This is a genomic window from Brevibacillus sp. 7WMA2 (assembly GCF_010748895.1).
In the GTDB taxonomy this organism is placed as follows: Bacteria; Bacillota; Bacilli; order Brevibacillales; family Brevibacillaceae; genus Brevibacillus_B; species Brevibacillus_B halotolerans.
In genome coordinates this window covers 2,334,115-2,346,464 of record NZ_CP048799.1, presented here as the reverse complement: position 1 = coordinate 2,346,464, position 12,350 = coordinate 2,334,115, and the positions used below count along the sequence as shown (strand labels likewise).

Sequence of the window (12,350 nt, the reverse complement as noted above, 5' to 3'; positions counted from 1 at the left end):
TTTGCTAGTTCCTCCTTGGCTAAAGTAGTCCTGAAATGATTGGTGATAGCAGATACAACAGCAGTCCTACTAGCACACCTAGAACAATACCGCCGAGGATTTCCCATTTTGTATGTCCCATGCTTTCACGCAGGATTTCTTTTTCTTCAGTAGTTGCATGCTCTTTTACCATAAGGTTAATAGCAGTAGCATGCTTGCCGACAGCTCTTCGCAATCCGGTCGCATCAATAATAATGATAAAGGTAACAGCCACTCCTAGACCAAAAATAGGGGTGGCAAAGCCTTCATGAAGACCAATGAAGCTGATCGTGCTTACCATTACGGTTGTGTGTGTACTAGGAAAGCCGCCATTTCCGATTTTATTTCTTGCTTCTTTCCCATATCGTAAATAATTAATCATAAATTTCATCGTACCGGATACTAACCAGCCGATAAATGGTGCTAAAGCGTATAGCATAAACATTTCCTCCGAATAGTTACTAAGAACGTGAAATGACAATGACGCCAACAACAATAATAGCTAGACCAAGCAAGCGGACACCTGAAAGGGGCTCCTGAAAAATCCACATAGAAAGCAGGGCTACCAGAACATAACCCAATGCGGCCATAGGATAAGCATAGGAGAGCTGCACCTTTTCAATGGCTGCAATCCAAACAAACGCAGAAATTCCATAAAGGCCAAGCCCCACCATAATTGGAATATTGGTTAGATATTGCAGTATTTTCATCAAAAACACATCGCTTTTTCCTGAGAGACCAGAGGCTCCCATTTTCATAGCGACCTGCCCGCATGCACTAAGAATGACTGATATAAGGATAAGAACTTGCGATGGCATAAATATTTACACAACCTTTTATATTGTTTATTCAAAAATAAGGATAATACTAGCTACAGCAATCACATATAGTAGAACCGTAATCAGAATCGGTTTGTCCTCTACTAGCACTTTTTCAGGGGTTCCTCCTTTGTTGCCCATCATAATCAAGTAAAGATAGCGGAAAATACCAAAGATCACAAACGGAATTGTCCACATAAGCTGAATGGTTCGTCCTGAAGTAAAGGTAAACAAGGAGTAGCTGATAATCGTTGCTGAGGTTACAATCGTATTTAATTGATTTAATAGCTCTATCGAATAATTTTCCAATACTTTACGATGACTTCCTTTTTCCTCCTGTAGCAAATAAAGCTCATGGCGACGTTTGCTAATCGCCAAGAATAGAGAAAGCAACATTGTACACAGCAAAAACCACGGAGTAAAAGGAGTGCCGATCATTAGGCTGCCACCGATTGCCCTGAGTACAAAACCAGCAGAAATAATCATAACATCCAGAATAACCACATGCTTTAATGTAAAGGAATAGGCAACATTGATCAAAAAATAAAATAATAAAACACTACCAAACCACAAATCGAAGTGAAAAGCAGAAAACAAGGAAGCGATCAGCAGCCCACACCCGAATGCTAGTCCCAGAAAGGGATTTAATGCTCCTGAAGCCATCGGACGATATCGCTTTTCGGGATGATTGCGATCGTTTTTGATATCAGCAAAATCATTTATGATATAGACACAGCCTGAAACCATGCAAAATAGAAAAAAGGCGATCAGTGATTTGCCAAGCAGGTGAATACTGACTTTATGTAGAGAAAATAAGAGGGCAGCAAACACAAGCAAATTTTTTGTCCATTGGTGAGGACGTAACTGGAGAAGGAGTAAAAGGAAAATATTTTGTTTTGAAGCTATTCTTTCTTTTAGTTTAATTGAATTAGATAACACGTATAAATCCCCTGTCTTCTAGTAATATACCTCTTATAATTGACGAAAATTGTCAAAAATCGGTTACATGATTTGGAATTCGCAATCGTCAGAGTCAGAGTAAAGGTGCAAGTATTTCTTATCGTGCATGTTGTAGATATTTTCTGTTTATGTGGATTTTTACAAAAGCTTACTTTCCGATTTTTCTAGGTCATAGACGAAAAGGCCAAGCAGTTGTGTCTGTTGCGATTCAAAAAGGTAAGTGGGGCGTAGAGGTCGATTTTCATTTTATATCCAAATTATGAGTAGCCGTACATCTCTCTATTAAACCACATTCTGCCTCAAAAACCACGCATAATGAAGATAAAAAACGTATTTTTTTACCAAAATTACATCAATAAATAAAATAAAAAAGCGAGCTACCAAGCAAAGAAACATGCTTTGGATAGCTCGCTTTTGTGTAATCCCAAATTGGAAAGCATGGGTTATTTAATTAGTCTTTTATACATATAGAGCATGGCAACTCGCCACGGAAGAATCATGCCGTAAGCAAGGACAAAGAATAAACCTGCTGTCTGCATCGGAGTAAATGTATCACCGACCCAGATTTTAATCCCGAGTCGAATGACTAGCAGAACAAACAAAATCACGATAAACGCATTGGAACGACGCAAAAAGACATGATTCCCTACTTGTTCAAAGCGGGAAGACAAAATGAGTGGAATAGAGAATAAACACCCAATAAAGAAAGCGATAAAATCATAGCTGATAGGTGTTGGTACGCCCGGATAATGAAACATAGCAAACCCTGTAGACATAGCTACGGGTGGGATAATAATCTTACGTGTAGATATAGGCTTTTTTGCTGAACGCAACCGAACAAGAATGACAGTGGTCGCCATGAATAGACCAATCAGTATGCTAACGACTGTAGGGGAGATCCCAAGAATTGTATTCATCGATTTCGTACGGCTCCCTTCTCGATTCACCCTAAATATTTACCTTTTACCTTATGTCTATACTACAAAAAAAGAAGAGGTGGTGTAAATACACCCCTCCTCCTGCGTTCTGGAAAGCACAAAATATAGAGTAGATATGGCTATGCCATTTTAACAGGTGGTGCTTCTGTAACCTGTCTGACATCTAGAGCATGTCGCTTTCCATAGTAATAGGACAGAGCACCGACAACAAGGGAAGCAAAGCCCATTAGGAAAAGGTATGCGTGAATGCCCATGAGATCAAGGCACAATCCCGTACCAGCCAATGCTAGTAGGAACCAGGTCCGATCCAGCATGGTTTTAAAGGAGAAGAAGCGGCCACGTGATTCAGCAGGTAATTGCTTTTGAAACAGGGTGGCAGTAAGAGGCACAACCGTCCCAAAACAGAACCCGAATAGCGTATAAGATAAAAGCAATGGAACCAAACCATACGACAGAGCCATCCCGATTTGAGACAGAGCCAGTAAAAATAGAAAAAGCGTTGATGACATGACTAGATTGGTTTTTCCAAAAAAGCGTTTGACCAATATGCCTGCAATGAGTGCTGTGAGTCCTTCAGTCGTATAAATCCAGCCCATCAGCCCTGGTACTGCAAGCATTTCACTGAAATTAATAACTAAGAGATTGGAGCCGCCTACAAAATACGAGACAACCAGTGCATTTGTAAGACCCAGACTTAATGTTCGATCTGATTTAAGCAGGGAAAAAACTTCTCGAAAGGGCATCTTAATAACCCTTCCAGCCGTTTTTAATGAGTTGATTACAGGAATATGAACAGGAAGAATAAAAAGAATAAGAACAAAATAGCAAGCTAGTGTAATGCTATAAAGCGTCCAAAGCTGCATAAAACCAATTAGGATTCCACCGATCGCCGTTCCACCAATCCTTGCGAGTGTGGAAGCATTTACATAAAATCCGTTGGCACGAAGTAATTCCTCTGAGGGCACGATTAACGGAATAGATGCTTGAGCGGCTGGTTGATAAAAAGTGGCGGCCAACTGGATAAAGATCGATGATGCGATCATCCAGCCTACAGAATCGTAATGAATCGCAAATAGCATACAAATGGGAGCTAAACATCGTATCAAAGTCGCATAAAACAATACGTTCTTTTTGGAAAAGCGATCAATCCATTCTCCTGCTTTAGGAGAAAAGAACAGACTGACAAAAAGCCCCACCATCAATAATAACCCCTTCAAAAAATCGGAATCGAATAAATGTTGCAAAAATTTTAGGTTCCCGATGATTCCAATCCACATCCCTGTACCAGCTATAACCTCACCTATAACTAAGCATAAGTAAGATTTATTCCGTGATAAAATAATGACCACCCCTTACCTTGAATGTAGTTAAAATGTTCAGTGTTATTATTATACCAATATTTACATAAATAGGCATATCTTATTTATGGCTTTTTTCTTATCTATGCGCATTAGTTATTTTTCATTCATTACAAATAGAAAGAGAATAAACATCACAAACTAGAGTAGAAATCTGGGGGGAGTGAGTATGTTGCATACAAACAAAGCTGACAAACGAAGAAGACAGCCTTTATTAATGCTGATATGCTATAGCTGCTTTGCCACCCTCACCATATTTTATGGATTAGTTGAAAGGCACAGCTTATTTATTACCTTTATTGGCTTTCATCTTGTAACCTGTCTAATCATCCCTATTTTTCATGCCTATTGGGAGGGAAATCTGGCGATAAAGTGGCGAGAAGCATGGGGCTTGCATAGACATCAGGAAAGAAAGCTAAAAGGTATTTGGTGGGGCATTATCTCGGGTGTTTTATTGTTTATCCTGATTTGCCTTGGATTTTATATATTGCTATGGACAGGGGTATCTACAGAGTGGATGAGAAATAAGTTATTTTCTTGGGGGTTAACCGAAGAAACGAAGTGGTGGTTTGCCCTATATATGACCATTGGCAACTCTCTTTTTGAAGAAATGCTGTGGAGGGGCTTTCTGCTCGAACGCCTACTTTATAAGATGCAGCTATTTAAAGCCGCTTTACTTAGCAGTTTTTTTTATTCGCTGTATCATTGCATCATTGGAGTAACTTTGTTCGGTATAAAGGCCGGGCTGGTCGCTACGTTTCTGGTTTTTATGACTGGTGTGTTTTGGGCATGGTTAAGGAGAAGGTATCAAAGTATTTATCCGACATGGATCAGTCATTTATTTGCTGATTGGGCCTTGATGTACACGATGTTACGAAATGTCCTGTAAAAAGAATTCCCCTAGCCAGATGTGGAAAACTCTCCAGCTAGGGGAACGATATTTTAATGTAGTAATTTTCACGAATCGTTCTGGTTTTTCTTTTGAGTGAGGCTAAGATGGCGCTCCATGATAACCTCGTTACGGTCACGTAGGGTATGCTTGTGTACAAGATATTCATCAGCAGGGGTATCGATATTTCCGAAGGTTAATCCACGATGATTAGCTAGCTTTTGACACTGCTTCAGAAGGCTTTTGTCAGCTAAGGGAAGATTCAAGCTGACATATGGTTCCTTCGCTAATACAGATTGTAGTCGTTCTTGTAGAAGCTGTGTAAACAAATCCACGTTTATGCCTAAATGAAGTAGCTCAGCCTTATTTGAAATCGCTAAGGAGGAGGCATTTTGCAGTAATTTAATTGCGCCATTAAAATTGCCACGGCGATGATGATAGAGGGCAACGGCTACCTGAATGAGACATACCCAGGTAGAGGTACGTTTGTCTGGAGGAAGTGATTTCCAATATTCCTCTAAAATCTCATGACATTCAAAATAATCTCGATCAGTATGAAAATGCAGTAGAAATGCTACATAAGCAGAAGGATACATTTGATTCGCTCCTGTTAATCCATGTTTTTCTTTATTATAATAGATGAACTCCCCTAATGTAGAGCGGGAATACAATTCGTGTAGATAAAGGTGGATAAAAAATGACTCAACAAGAAATAGTAGATGCACTAAAAGAAAGACGCATGACGGAAATTCTGGAGCTTATTGAGGATGCAAAATCAGGAGATCTAGAGGAATTAGAGCTAGTGGAAAGTCTGGGGCTATTGGCAGATGTAACGTTAAATAAAGAAGTGATCCGTTTGTTAGAGGAGCTTGGGGTAACCATCATCTATTTAAGCGGTGATGAAGAAGACGAGGAACAGGACGAGGACGACGAGGTCTAAATTAAAAGTGTGAAAAAAAAGAAAATGAAAAAGGCACATGCCGGTATCAGGCTGTGTCTTTTTCATTTTTATACAAAAAGATAGGCTTACTTTTGTGTCCACACACGATTTTTATTTCGGGTAGAAGGGAATTTCTCCCCCTTTTTTAGGGAAATAATCATGGGGTCCTCTACACCTGACCCTGTTTCTCCAATTTCGATATAGACTTGATTTTTCGGTGATTTTTCTCCTTCACGAAACCGGCTATGTTCGCCCATGCTTCCGTCACTCCTTCTTCATATGTTATCACTAGTATCCCCTCATAAAAATGGGCTCATGTACATCAAAAAACGCCAAAAAATAGACGATTGTCTCCGGTACATTAGCTGATTTTGATTGAACTAGACACCTGTACCAATCACAAACATTGATTTGTACATAATTTGGTAACGTATCAGACAACGAAAGGATGATGAGTTTATGGGTTGTGGTTGCAGAAGAAGAAGAAGATTCCATGGTTGTGGTCATTGTGGAGGGTATCGTGATCATGGTGGCTTTGGCGGCGGCTCCGGAAATTGTTTCATGACGAAGCATTGGAGAAAAGTTTGTAAATGTGTACCATTCCACAAAATAGTATGTGAAGCACCTGCTTTTGATGAGTTTGACGACGGTTTCAGCGGACACGGTCGTCACCATCACGACTGTCATAAAAAATGCTAGTTAATGCTTAAGGAGAGAGGCGCTGTAAGGCGCTTCTCTTGCTTTTTCGGTGGAAATCATGGCAGAGATACCCTCATAAAATAAACCCTCTGTCTCCTACCTAATACATATCTGAGCTACTGGTAACAGAAGCCTTGTCCTGTATAAACAAAAGTGATATGATATACCTACAGAATCCTTTAGTAACATTTGTATAAAAAGTTGATTCCAATCGGTATTTGTGATAGGATTTCAAATACATATGATGTGTAGCATATTCCTGCGATGTGCGTTGAGCTAATATGTTTTTAACCTTAAGTGTTTCTAGGGAGACAGAACGCTGTTACCTAATGTCAAGCCCACCTCCTTTATGGGACGATGGGAAGGCAGAAGGGCGGCTGAGTCACCCACCTGGTCTTTCAGGTTAAAAGAAACATGTATAGCAAGACGGCAGAGCGGGGCGTTATACATAAGAAACAAAAAACCTGAAGCAATTGCTTCAGGTTTTTTTGTGTAAGTAAGAGCTATTTTCATTGATATTGCTGTTTGTTTTTGTCCTTTTGGTTGTTCTTTTGATCTTTGGACGAGCCCTTTTTTGATTTATCCTGTTGTTGCTGCTGCTGTTGATTTCCTTGCTGGTTTTGCTGACTATTTGGATTTTCAATACTTACGATTGTGAGCTGCTGCTCCAAATCTCCTTGTTTCTGAGCATCTGTTACGATCTGATACATCTGCAAAAATGTCGCCTTTTGCCCCTCAGGAATTCCCTTGATTCGGACAACCATCTCCTGTGGCTCCTGTTGTTGCTGTGATTTATCTCTTGAATTGCCAGTTTCCTGTAAAATATCCCCGCCAAGAAAACTGAGAAAAGTACTGTCGTCATCGTGATGATGATCCTGATCCTGATGATTCTGATCGTTTCCATTTTGCTTTCCCTGTTGGTCTTGCTTCTGCTTTTTATCCGGTTCGAATAGAATGCTGAATTCATTCAGGTCTGTTTGGACAATTCCAATTACTTCCACATTTTCACCCTCGTTCACTACAATAATCTACCGCTTATCTCATATATGTAGTATGAAACGGATGCGGTATAGATATGCAGTCTATGTATGAACAAAGGTGATTACGTGGACCTAGCGTTATTTTTGTTCTGCTGCCGAATTATTTCGTAACGCAGCGACTAAGGTAGCATTTGGAGTAACAAATAGCGTTTTTTGCTGGTCATAGGTTACATAGCCAGGTTTAGCACCACTTGGTTTTTTTACATGTCGAATTAAGGTGTAATCGACTGGCACTTTACTGCCTTGTTGAGCTTTGCTGAAATAGGCGGCAAGCATGGCTGCTTCAAATAAGGTTTGATCGCTTACTGTACGTGATCTAATGACCACATGGGAACCAGGGATGTCTTTGGTATGCAACCATGTCTCAAAGCTGGCCGCTAATTTATTAGTCAAATATTCATTTTGTTTATTATTTTTTCCGACTAACAGCGTGACGCCATCTGAGGAATAGTAAGTATCAAGCTCAGGCGCAGTCTCTTTTTTCTTTTTAGAACCGCGTTTGTTTCGATTGCGCAGATAACCTTGCTCCACTAACTCTTCCCGAATTTCTTCCGCTTCTGCTAAACTAGCGTGAGCCAATTGTACAAGAATGCCATCCAGATAGATGACTTCCTGTTCAGCCAAGCTAATTTGCTCTGCTATAAATGCCAGACTTGCTTTTGCTTTGTTATATTTTTTATAGTAAGCTTGCATGTTTTCCGACGGTGTTTTTAACGGATCTAGCGGTATGACAATTGTCTCCGCATTTTCACTATACCAGTTGGTTGCAGTAAGCTCAGTATCTCCTTTTTTGACCTGATGCATATGAGAAAGAATCAGTTCACCGTAAAGGCGATAACGTTCGGCCTCGTGGGCATCCTCGATAGAATGGTGTAGCTTTTCGATTTTTTTCTCGTTTTTGTGCTTTTCATTCGTTACCAATCGCAATAAATCCTGCACCTTTTGCTTAACCACGTCTCGCATAGCTTTATGCTCATAAAATCGTTGTAAGCATTCGCTGATTGACGTGAAGGTCTCGCTTTCCCTGACACCTAGATGTGAGAGAGAGGTTATGGAGAAGGCAGCTTTGTCATTGGTTGTCTCAATCACCGGCTCATAACGGTGAAGATTCATTTGTTCCATAAAGCTGGAGAACTCATGCCAAATTGCATCACGTGTAGGCAGAGCTGCTCTAGAAACAAGCTCTCTCGCTATCAAGGGGCTAAGACCGCTGAAACGCTCGACAAGCTGTTTGTCCAGCTTTCCTTCGTTCCATTGGAGTGCCATCACAAAATCCTGCTCGCTTGCCGTTAATGGATTCAGCTTATTTTGGGCAGGAGGAGCTACATAAGCTCGACCTGGCAATACCTGACGATACTGGCTGACGCCATGAGAAACATGATGGATGCCATCCAGAATCATGTCAGTTTTTACATCTAGCAAAATAATATTACTATGACGGCCCATGATCTCAACTACAATTCGTTTTCTGGTTGTATCTCCTAGCTCATCACGAGACTTTAGATCAATGTAAATTACACGTTCCATTCCATCCTGCGTGATGGCCTCAATTACCCCATTTTCGCAATGCTTCCGCAATAACATACAAAACATCGGAGCTTCCTTTGGATTCATAAATTCCTCTGTTGTCAAATGAATGCGGGGATAGGTTGGATTTGCTGAAATTACTAATTTTAACGTTCCTTGGTTTGAGCGCACCTGCATAACGATATCGCTTGGATGCGGTTGATGTATACGAGTAATACGGGCTCCTACGAGCATGGATAGCTCATGAACGACCGCTCTAGTTACTAATCCGTCAAAAGCCACATTCTTCACCTCTTGCTTCCTCTACCTAGCAGTAGCTATTTCCTCAGTGTAGCATACAGGGAAGCTCAACCCAAGTAGGAACAGTAATTTTGTAATGGGGAGTCAAGTTGACACTAGACTGTATTCTCTCCTATAATAAATTAACGATTTTATGTCTGTGGGTGGAACCAGATGATTTCTATGACAGGCTACGGCCGAAAAGAAATAGAACGTGGATCTATGCGTTTAACGGTGGAAATGCGCTCGGTTAATCATCGTTTTTGTGAGATTATTGTTCGGTTGCCAAAAATCTGGACCATGCATGAGGAACGAGTGAAAAAGCGGATTGCAACGAAAGTGCGCCGTGGGCGAGTGGATGTCACCGTCTCGCTAGAAGCCGTTCGGGACGAGTCTTCCGAGGTTCAGGTTGATTGGAATACAGCGCAATTTTATGTTACGGCGGCCAATCAGCTAGTGGAGCGCTTTGGTTTGCCTGAGACCCTTCATGTGAAAGATCTGATGCGTATGCCTGGCGTATTAATTGAAGCCAGTGTACCTGAGATTTCTGATGAAGAGGTAGAACAACTATTAGATGAGGCTACAGATGCTGCGTTGGCAGAGCTCTATGTTATGAAGAGTACTGAGGGGAATCTCCTGCAGCTTGATCTGATCCGACGCCTCGAATACATTAAGTCAACGACCCACACTTTGCAGGATATTGCTCCTGAAGTAAGAGAGCAGTATCGCAATCGCTTGAAAAATCGCCTTGATGAAATTATGGAAGATCATATGCTAGATGAATCTAAAATCTTTCAAGAGGTGGCATTGTTTGCTGAAAAGGCTGATATCTCCGAAGAAATTACGCGTTTGTTAAGCCATTGTGAGCAATTTTTGGAACAGATACATAGCTCGGAGATTATTGGACGCAAATTGGACTTTCTATTGCAGGAAATGAACAGAGAGGCTAATACAATCGCGTCAAAAGCGAATCATTTACAGATTCAGCGCTTGGCAGTTGAAGTGAAGACCGAACTGGAAAAAATGAGAGAACAAGTGCAGAACGTTGAGTGAGGAAGGGTGCCAATCTCTATGGGGATTAAGTTGATAAATATCGGGTTTGGAAATATCGTGAATGCAAGTCGCATTATTTCGATTGTAAGTCCTGAATCCGCACCAATTAAACGAATTATTCAAGAAGCAAGGGATCGCAACATGCTTGTTGATGCTACGTACGGACGTAGAACGCGTGCTGTGATTATCACAGATAGTGATCATGTCATTTTATCAGCGGTACAACCAGAAACGGTTGCCCAACGTCTAACCAATAAAGATGACGAGTCTGATGAATAAGGTAGGAGTTGAAACAAAGATTATGGATAAGGACCACGGCCTTCTGTTAGTTTTGTCGGGGCCATCTGGAGTGGGTAAAGGAACGGTTTGTAAAGCACTTCGAGAATACATGCCGGACGTTATCTACTCTGTATCTGCGACAACCAGACAACCGCGTGTGAACGAAGTGGATGGGGTAAACTATTTCTTTAAAGAAAAAGAAGAGTTTAAGCGTATGATGAAAGAAGATGAGCTTCTCGAATGGGCAGAGTATGTTGGTAACTACTATGGAACGCCTAGACGTTTTGTAGAAGATACACTCGCTACTGGACGAGATGTCATCCTTGAAATTGAAGTGCAAGGAGCCATTCAGGTAAAAGAAAAATTCCCGCAAGGCATTTTCTTATTCTTAGCACCTCCTGATCTGGAAGAGTTACAAAACCGCATTGTTGGACGTGGTACGGAAACGGAAGAATCCATTAAGAATCGGATGGCAATGGCACGTACTGAGATTGAGATGATGGATCATTATGATTATGTTGTCGTTAATGATGAAATCTCACATGCATGTGAAAAGATCAAATCCATTGTAACAGCCGAGCATTTGAAAAAAGATCGTCAGGTTCATAAATTTTTGAAATGGCTTAAGGAGGTATAATACATGTTATATCCATCGATTGATAAACTTGTAGACAAAGTAGGTAGTAAATACACATTGGTGACACTCGCTTCCAAGCGTGCACGTCAGCTTCGTGAAGACAATGATATGCAAGTAGAAAAACCTTTCTCGAAAAAATTTGTTGGGCAATCGTTAGAGGAAATCATCTCAGACAAATTACTGTACGAGACGCCAGCAGTAAAATAACCCGAAAAAAAAAGTGAAAAAGTAATAGGTACAGGCTCGTTTTAGACCGATAAGCTCTCTTTATGATCGTTACATAAAGAGAGCTTTTTGCTTTTTTACGACTGGTAACCATCAAAAGTTGGTGAGTATGAAAAAAACGTTATCAAGTGAATGATAACGTTAAAAAATGTATGTTTAGACTGTAGGTATAAAAAAGCCTATCGCATCAAGCTCACTAGCAGATCTTCCGAAGAAGCCGCTTATATGTGCGGCGTCAATCTCAAAGGGATTGCCCCCATCCCCGCCGTAAGGACCATACGTACGCTTATTTGTCGTAAAGGTAAGTTGATCTACTCGTCTATCGGTACGCCCGGTAATTTGGATGATATACTCATCATTTTCAAAGAAAACAATGTTATGAGAGCCTCCGTATCCCCCATGGAAGCCTTGTGGGGTTCTTCTCCCGTCTGAATACTCATAAATCCCCTGAATAGCATCGATTCTACTGCCGTGACGGATATAGAAGCCTGCTAATCTTTTTACGTTAGTGAGATCATCACTAAAGGGGCTACCGCCGTCGCCGCCAAATTGTGTAGATTTTCTCCACGACATACCTGATCACTCCTTTGGGAAATCAACTTTGAATCAATGTAAATATATTCCAATAAATGTAATTTATACGTAAACTTCAACGTTATGAATTACAGATTTATTGTTATTTTTACAAGC

Annotated in this window: 16 protein-coding genes and 1 other RNA gene; 7 read left to right on the top strand and 10 right to left on the bottom strand. The window is 40.7% G+C overall.

Going from position 1 to position 12,350, the window contains the following annotated elements:
* Positions 1 to 19: 19 nt before the first annotated feature.
* From GOP56_RS09280 to GOP56_RS09260, 5 genes are all read right to left on the bottom strand, one after another.
* Complete coding sequence (locus GOP56_RS09280; protein ID WP_035318697.1) at positions 20 to 457, bottom strand: divergent PAP2 family protein; 438 nt, start codon at positions 455 to 457, stop codon at positions 20 to 22.
* A 22-nt stretch (positions 458 to 479) separates the two neighbouring features.
* A complete protein-coding gene (locus tag GOP56_RS09275) occupies positions 480 to 836 on the bottom strand; it encodes a DMT family transporter (protein WP_003336754.1) in 357 nt (118 codons plus the stop codon).
* A 27-nt stretch (positions 837 to 863) separates the two neighbouring features.
* The gene (locus GOP56_RS09270; protein ID WP_003336756.1) at positions 864 to 1,775 is read right to left on the bottom strand and encodes a decaprenyl-phosphate phosphoribosyltransferase; all 912 of its coding nucleotides are present in this window, start codon (positions 1,773 to 1,775) and stop codon (positions 864 to 866) included.
* 464 nt (positions 1,776 to 2,239) lie between these two features.
* Complete coding sequence (locus GOP56_RS09265) at positions 2,240 to 2,713, bottom strand: CcdC family protein (protein ID WP_022584328.1); 474 nt, start codon at positions 2,711 to 2,713, stop codon at positions 2,240 to 2,242.
* Positions 2,714 to 2,853: 140 nt separating this feature from the next.
* Positions 2,854 to 4,011, bottom strand: a complete 1,158-nt coding sequence (locus tag GOP56_RS09260) for an MFS transporter (protein ID WP_233882523.1) — start codon at positions 4,009 to 4,011, stop codon at positions 2,854 to 2,856.
* A 250-nt stretch (positions 4,012 to 4,261) separates the two neighbouring features.
* Between GOP56_RS09260 and GOP56_RS09255 the strand changes: the two genes are divergently transcribed.
* Positions 4,262 to 4,981 (top strand): CPBP family intramembrane glutamic endopeptidase, encoded by a 720-nt coding sequence (locus GOP56_RS09255; protein ID WP_163245421.1) that lies wholly within the window; start codon positions 4,262 to 4,264, stop codon positions 4,979 to 4,981.
* 68 nt (positions 4,982 to 5,049) lie between these two features.
* On the opposite strand, the gene GOP56_RS09250 is transcribed toward GOP56_RS09255, so the two are convergent.
* Complete coding sequence (locus GOP56_RS09250; RefSeq protein ID WP_163245420.1) at positions 5,050 to 5,577, bottom strand: DUF309 domain-containing protein; 528 nt, start codon at positions 5,575 to 5,577, stop codon at positions 5,050 to 5,052.
* Positions 5,578 to 5,678: 101 nt separating this feature from the next.
* On the opposite strand from GOP56_RS09250, the gene GOP56_RS09245 reads away from it, so the two are divergent.
* The gene (locus GOP56_RS09245; protein WP_163245419.1) at positions 5,679 to 5,921 is read left to right on the top strand and encodes a hypothetical protein; all 243 of its coding nucleotides are present in this window, start codon (positions 5,679 to 5,681) and stop codon (positions 5,919 to 5,921) included.
* Positions 5,922 to 6,007: 86 nt separating this feature from the next.
* On the opposite strand, the gene GOP56_RS09240 is transcribed toward GOP56_RS09245, so the two are convergent.
* Entirely contained in the window at positions 6,008 to 6,178 is a 171-nt protein-coding gene (locus tag GOP56_RS09240; RefSeq protein WP_003336762.1) for a YjzC family protein, read from the bottom strand.
* 695 nt (positions 6,179 to 6,873) lie between these two features.
* Here GOP56_RS09240 and ssrS point away from each other — a divergent pair.
* Positions 6,874 to 7,065, top strand: a non-coding RNA gene (gene ssrS, locus GOP56_RS09235) — 6S RNA.
* Between the two features lie 64 nt (positions 7,066 to 7,129).
* Here ssrS and GOP56_RS09230 read toward each other — a convergent pair.
* Positions 7,130 to 7,621 (bottom strand): hypothetical protein, encoded by a 492-nt coding sequence (locus GOP56_RS09230; RefSeq protein WP_163245418.1) that lies wholly within the window; start codon positions 7,619 to 7,621, stop codon positions 7,130 to 7,132.
* A 117-nt stretch (positions 7,622 to 7,738) separates the two neighbouring features.
* The gene (locus GOP56_RS09225; RefSeq protein WP_163246829.1) at positions 7,739 to 9,469 is read right to left on the bottom strand and encodes an Rqc2 family fibronectin-binding protein; all 1,731 of its coding nucleotides are present in this window, start codon (positions 9,467 to 9,469) and stop codon (positions 7,739 to 7,741) included.
* 171 nt (positions 9,470 to 9,640) lie between these two features.
* Between GOP56_RS09225 and GOP56_RS09220 the strand changes: the two genes are divergently transcribed.
* From GOP56_RS09220 to rpoZ, 4 genes are read left to right on the top strand one after another with little or no spacing between them, the layout of a single operon-like run.
* Complete coding sequence (locus tag GOP56_RS09220) at positions 9,641 to 10,519, top strand: YicC/YloC family endoribonuclease (protein ID WP_121472601.1); 879 nt, start codon at positions 9,641 to 9,643, stop codon at positions 10,517 to 10,519.
* Between the two features lie 18 nt (positions 10,520 to 10,537).
* Positions 10,538 to 10,798 carry an extracellular matrix/biofilm regulator RemA gene (gene remA, locus GOP56_RS09215; RefSeq protein WP_003336768.1) on the top strand — a complete coding sequence of 87 codons (261 nt, stop codon included), beginning with the start codon at positions 10,538 to 10,540 and terminating at the stop codon, positions 10,796 to 10,798.
* Positions 10,791 to 11,435, top strand: coding sequence for a guanylate kinase (gmk, locus tag GOP56_RS09210; protein ID WP_254068678.1), 645 nt, complete (start codon positions 10,791 to 10,793; stop codon positions 11,433 to 11,435). The genes remA and gmk overlap by 8 nt, the downstream gene beginning before the upstream one ends.
* 3 nt (positions 11,436 to 11,438) lie before the next feature.
* On the top strand, positions 11,439 to 11,642 hold the full coding sequence (gene rpoZ, locus GOP56_RS09205; RefSeq protein ID WP_003336770.1) for a DNA-directed RNA polymerase subunit omega: 204 nt from the start codon (positions 11,439 to 11,441) through the stop codon (positions 11,640 to 11,642).
* A 174-nt stretch (positions 11,643 to 11,816) separates the two neighbouring features.
* Here the strand turns inward: rpoZ and GOP56_RS09200 are convergent, their stop codons facing one another.
* Entirely contained in the window at positions 11,817 to 12,233 is a 417-nt protein-coding gene (locus GOP56_RS09200; protein ID WP_003336771.1) for a jacalin-like lectin, read from the bottom strand.
* Positions 12,234 to 12,350: the final 117 nt, after the last annotated feature.

Excerpts from the sequence above, each read along its gene's own strand:
- GOP56_RS09245 (WP_163245419.1), top strand. The coding sequence starts at position 5,679 with ATGACTCAACAAGAAATAGTAGATGCACTAAAAGAAAGACGCATGACG.
- GOP56_RS09220 (WP_121472601.1), top strand. The coding sequence starts at position 9,641 with ATGATTTCTATGACAGGCTACGGCCGAAAAGAAATAGAACGTGGATCT.
- GOP56_RS09260 (WP_233882523.1), bottom strand. The coding sequence starts at position 4,011 with ATGTGGATTGGAATCATCGGGAACCTAAAATTTTTGCAACATTTATTC.
- gmk (WP_254068678.1), top strand. The coding sequence starts at position 10,791 with ATGAATAAGGTAGGAGTTGAAACAAAGATTATGGATAAGGACCACGGC.
- GOP56_RS09200 (WP_003336771.1), bottom strand. The coding sequence starts at position 12,233 with ATGTCGTGGAGAAAATCTACACAATTTGGCGGCGACGGCGGTAGCCCC.
- GOP56_RS09265 (WP_022584328.1), bottom strand. The coding sequence starts at position 2,713 with ATGAATACAATTCTTGGGATCTCCCCTACAGTCGTTAGCATACTGATT.
- GOP56_RS09240 (WP_003336762.1), bottom strand. The coding sequence starts at position 6,178 with ATGGGCGAACATAGCCGGTTTCGTGAAGGAGAAAAATCACCGAAAAAT.
- GOP56_RS09250 (WP_163245420.1), bottom strand. The coding sequence starts at position 5,577 with ATGTATCCTTCTGCTTATGTAGCATTTCTACTGCATTTTCATACTGAT.
- remA (WP_003336768.1), top strand. The coding sequence starts at position 10,538 with ATGGGGATTAAGTTGATAAATATCGGGTTTGGAAATATCGTGAATGCA.
- GOP56_RS09275 (WP_003336754.1), bottom strand. The coding sequence starts at position 836 with ATGCCATCGCAAGTTCTTATCCTTATATCAGTCATTCTTAGTGCATGC.
- GOP56_RS09255 (WP_163245421.1), top strand. The coding sequence starts at position 4,262 with ATGTTGCATACAAACAAAGCTGACAAACGAAGAAGACAGCCTTTATTA.
- rpoZ (WP_003336770.1), top strand. The coding sequence starts at position 11,439 with ATGTTATATCCATCGATTGATAAACTTGTAGACAAAGTAGGTAGTAAA.
- GOP56_RS09280 (WP_035318697.1), bottom strand. The coding sequence starts at position 457 with ATGCTATACGCTTTAGCACCATTTATCGGCTGGTTAGTATCCGGTACG.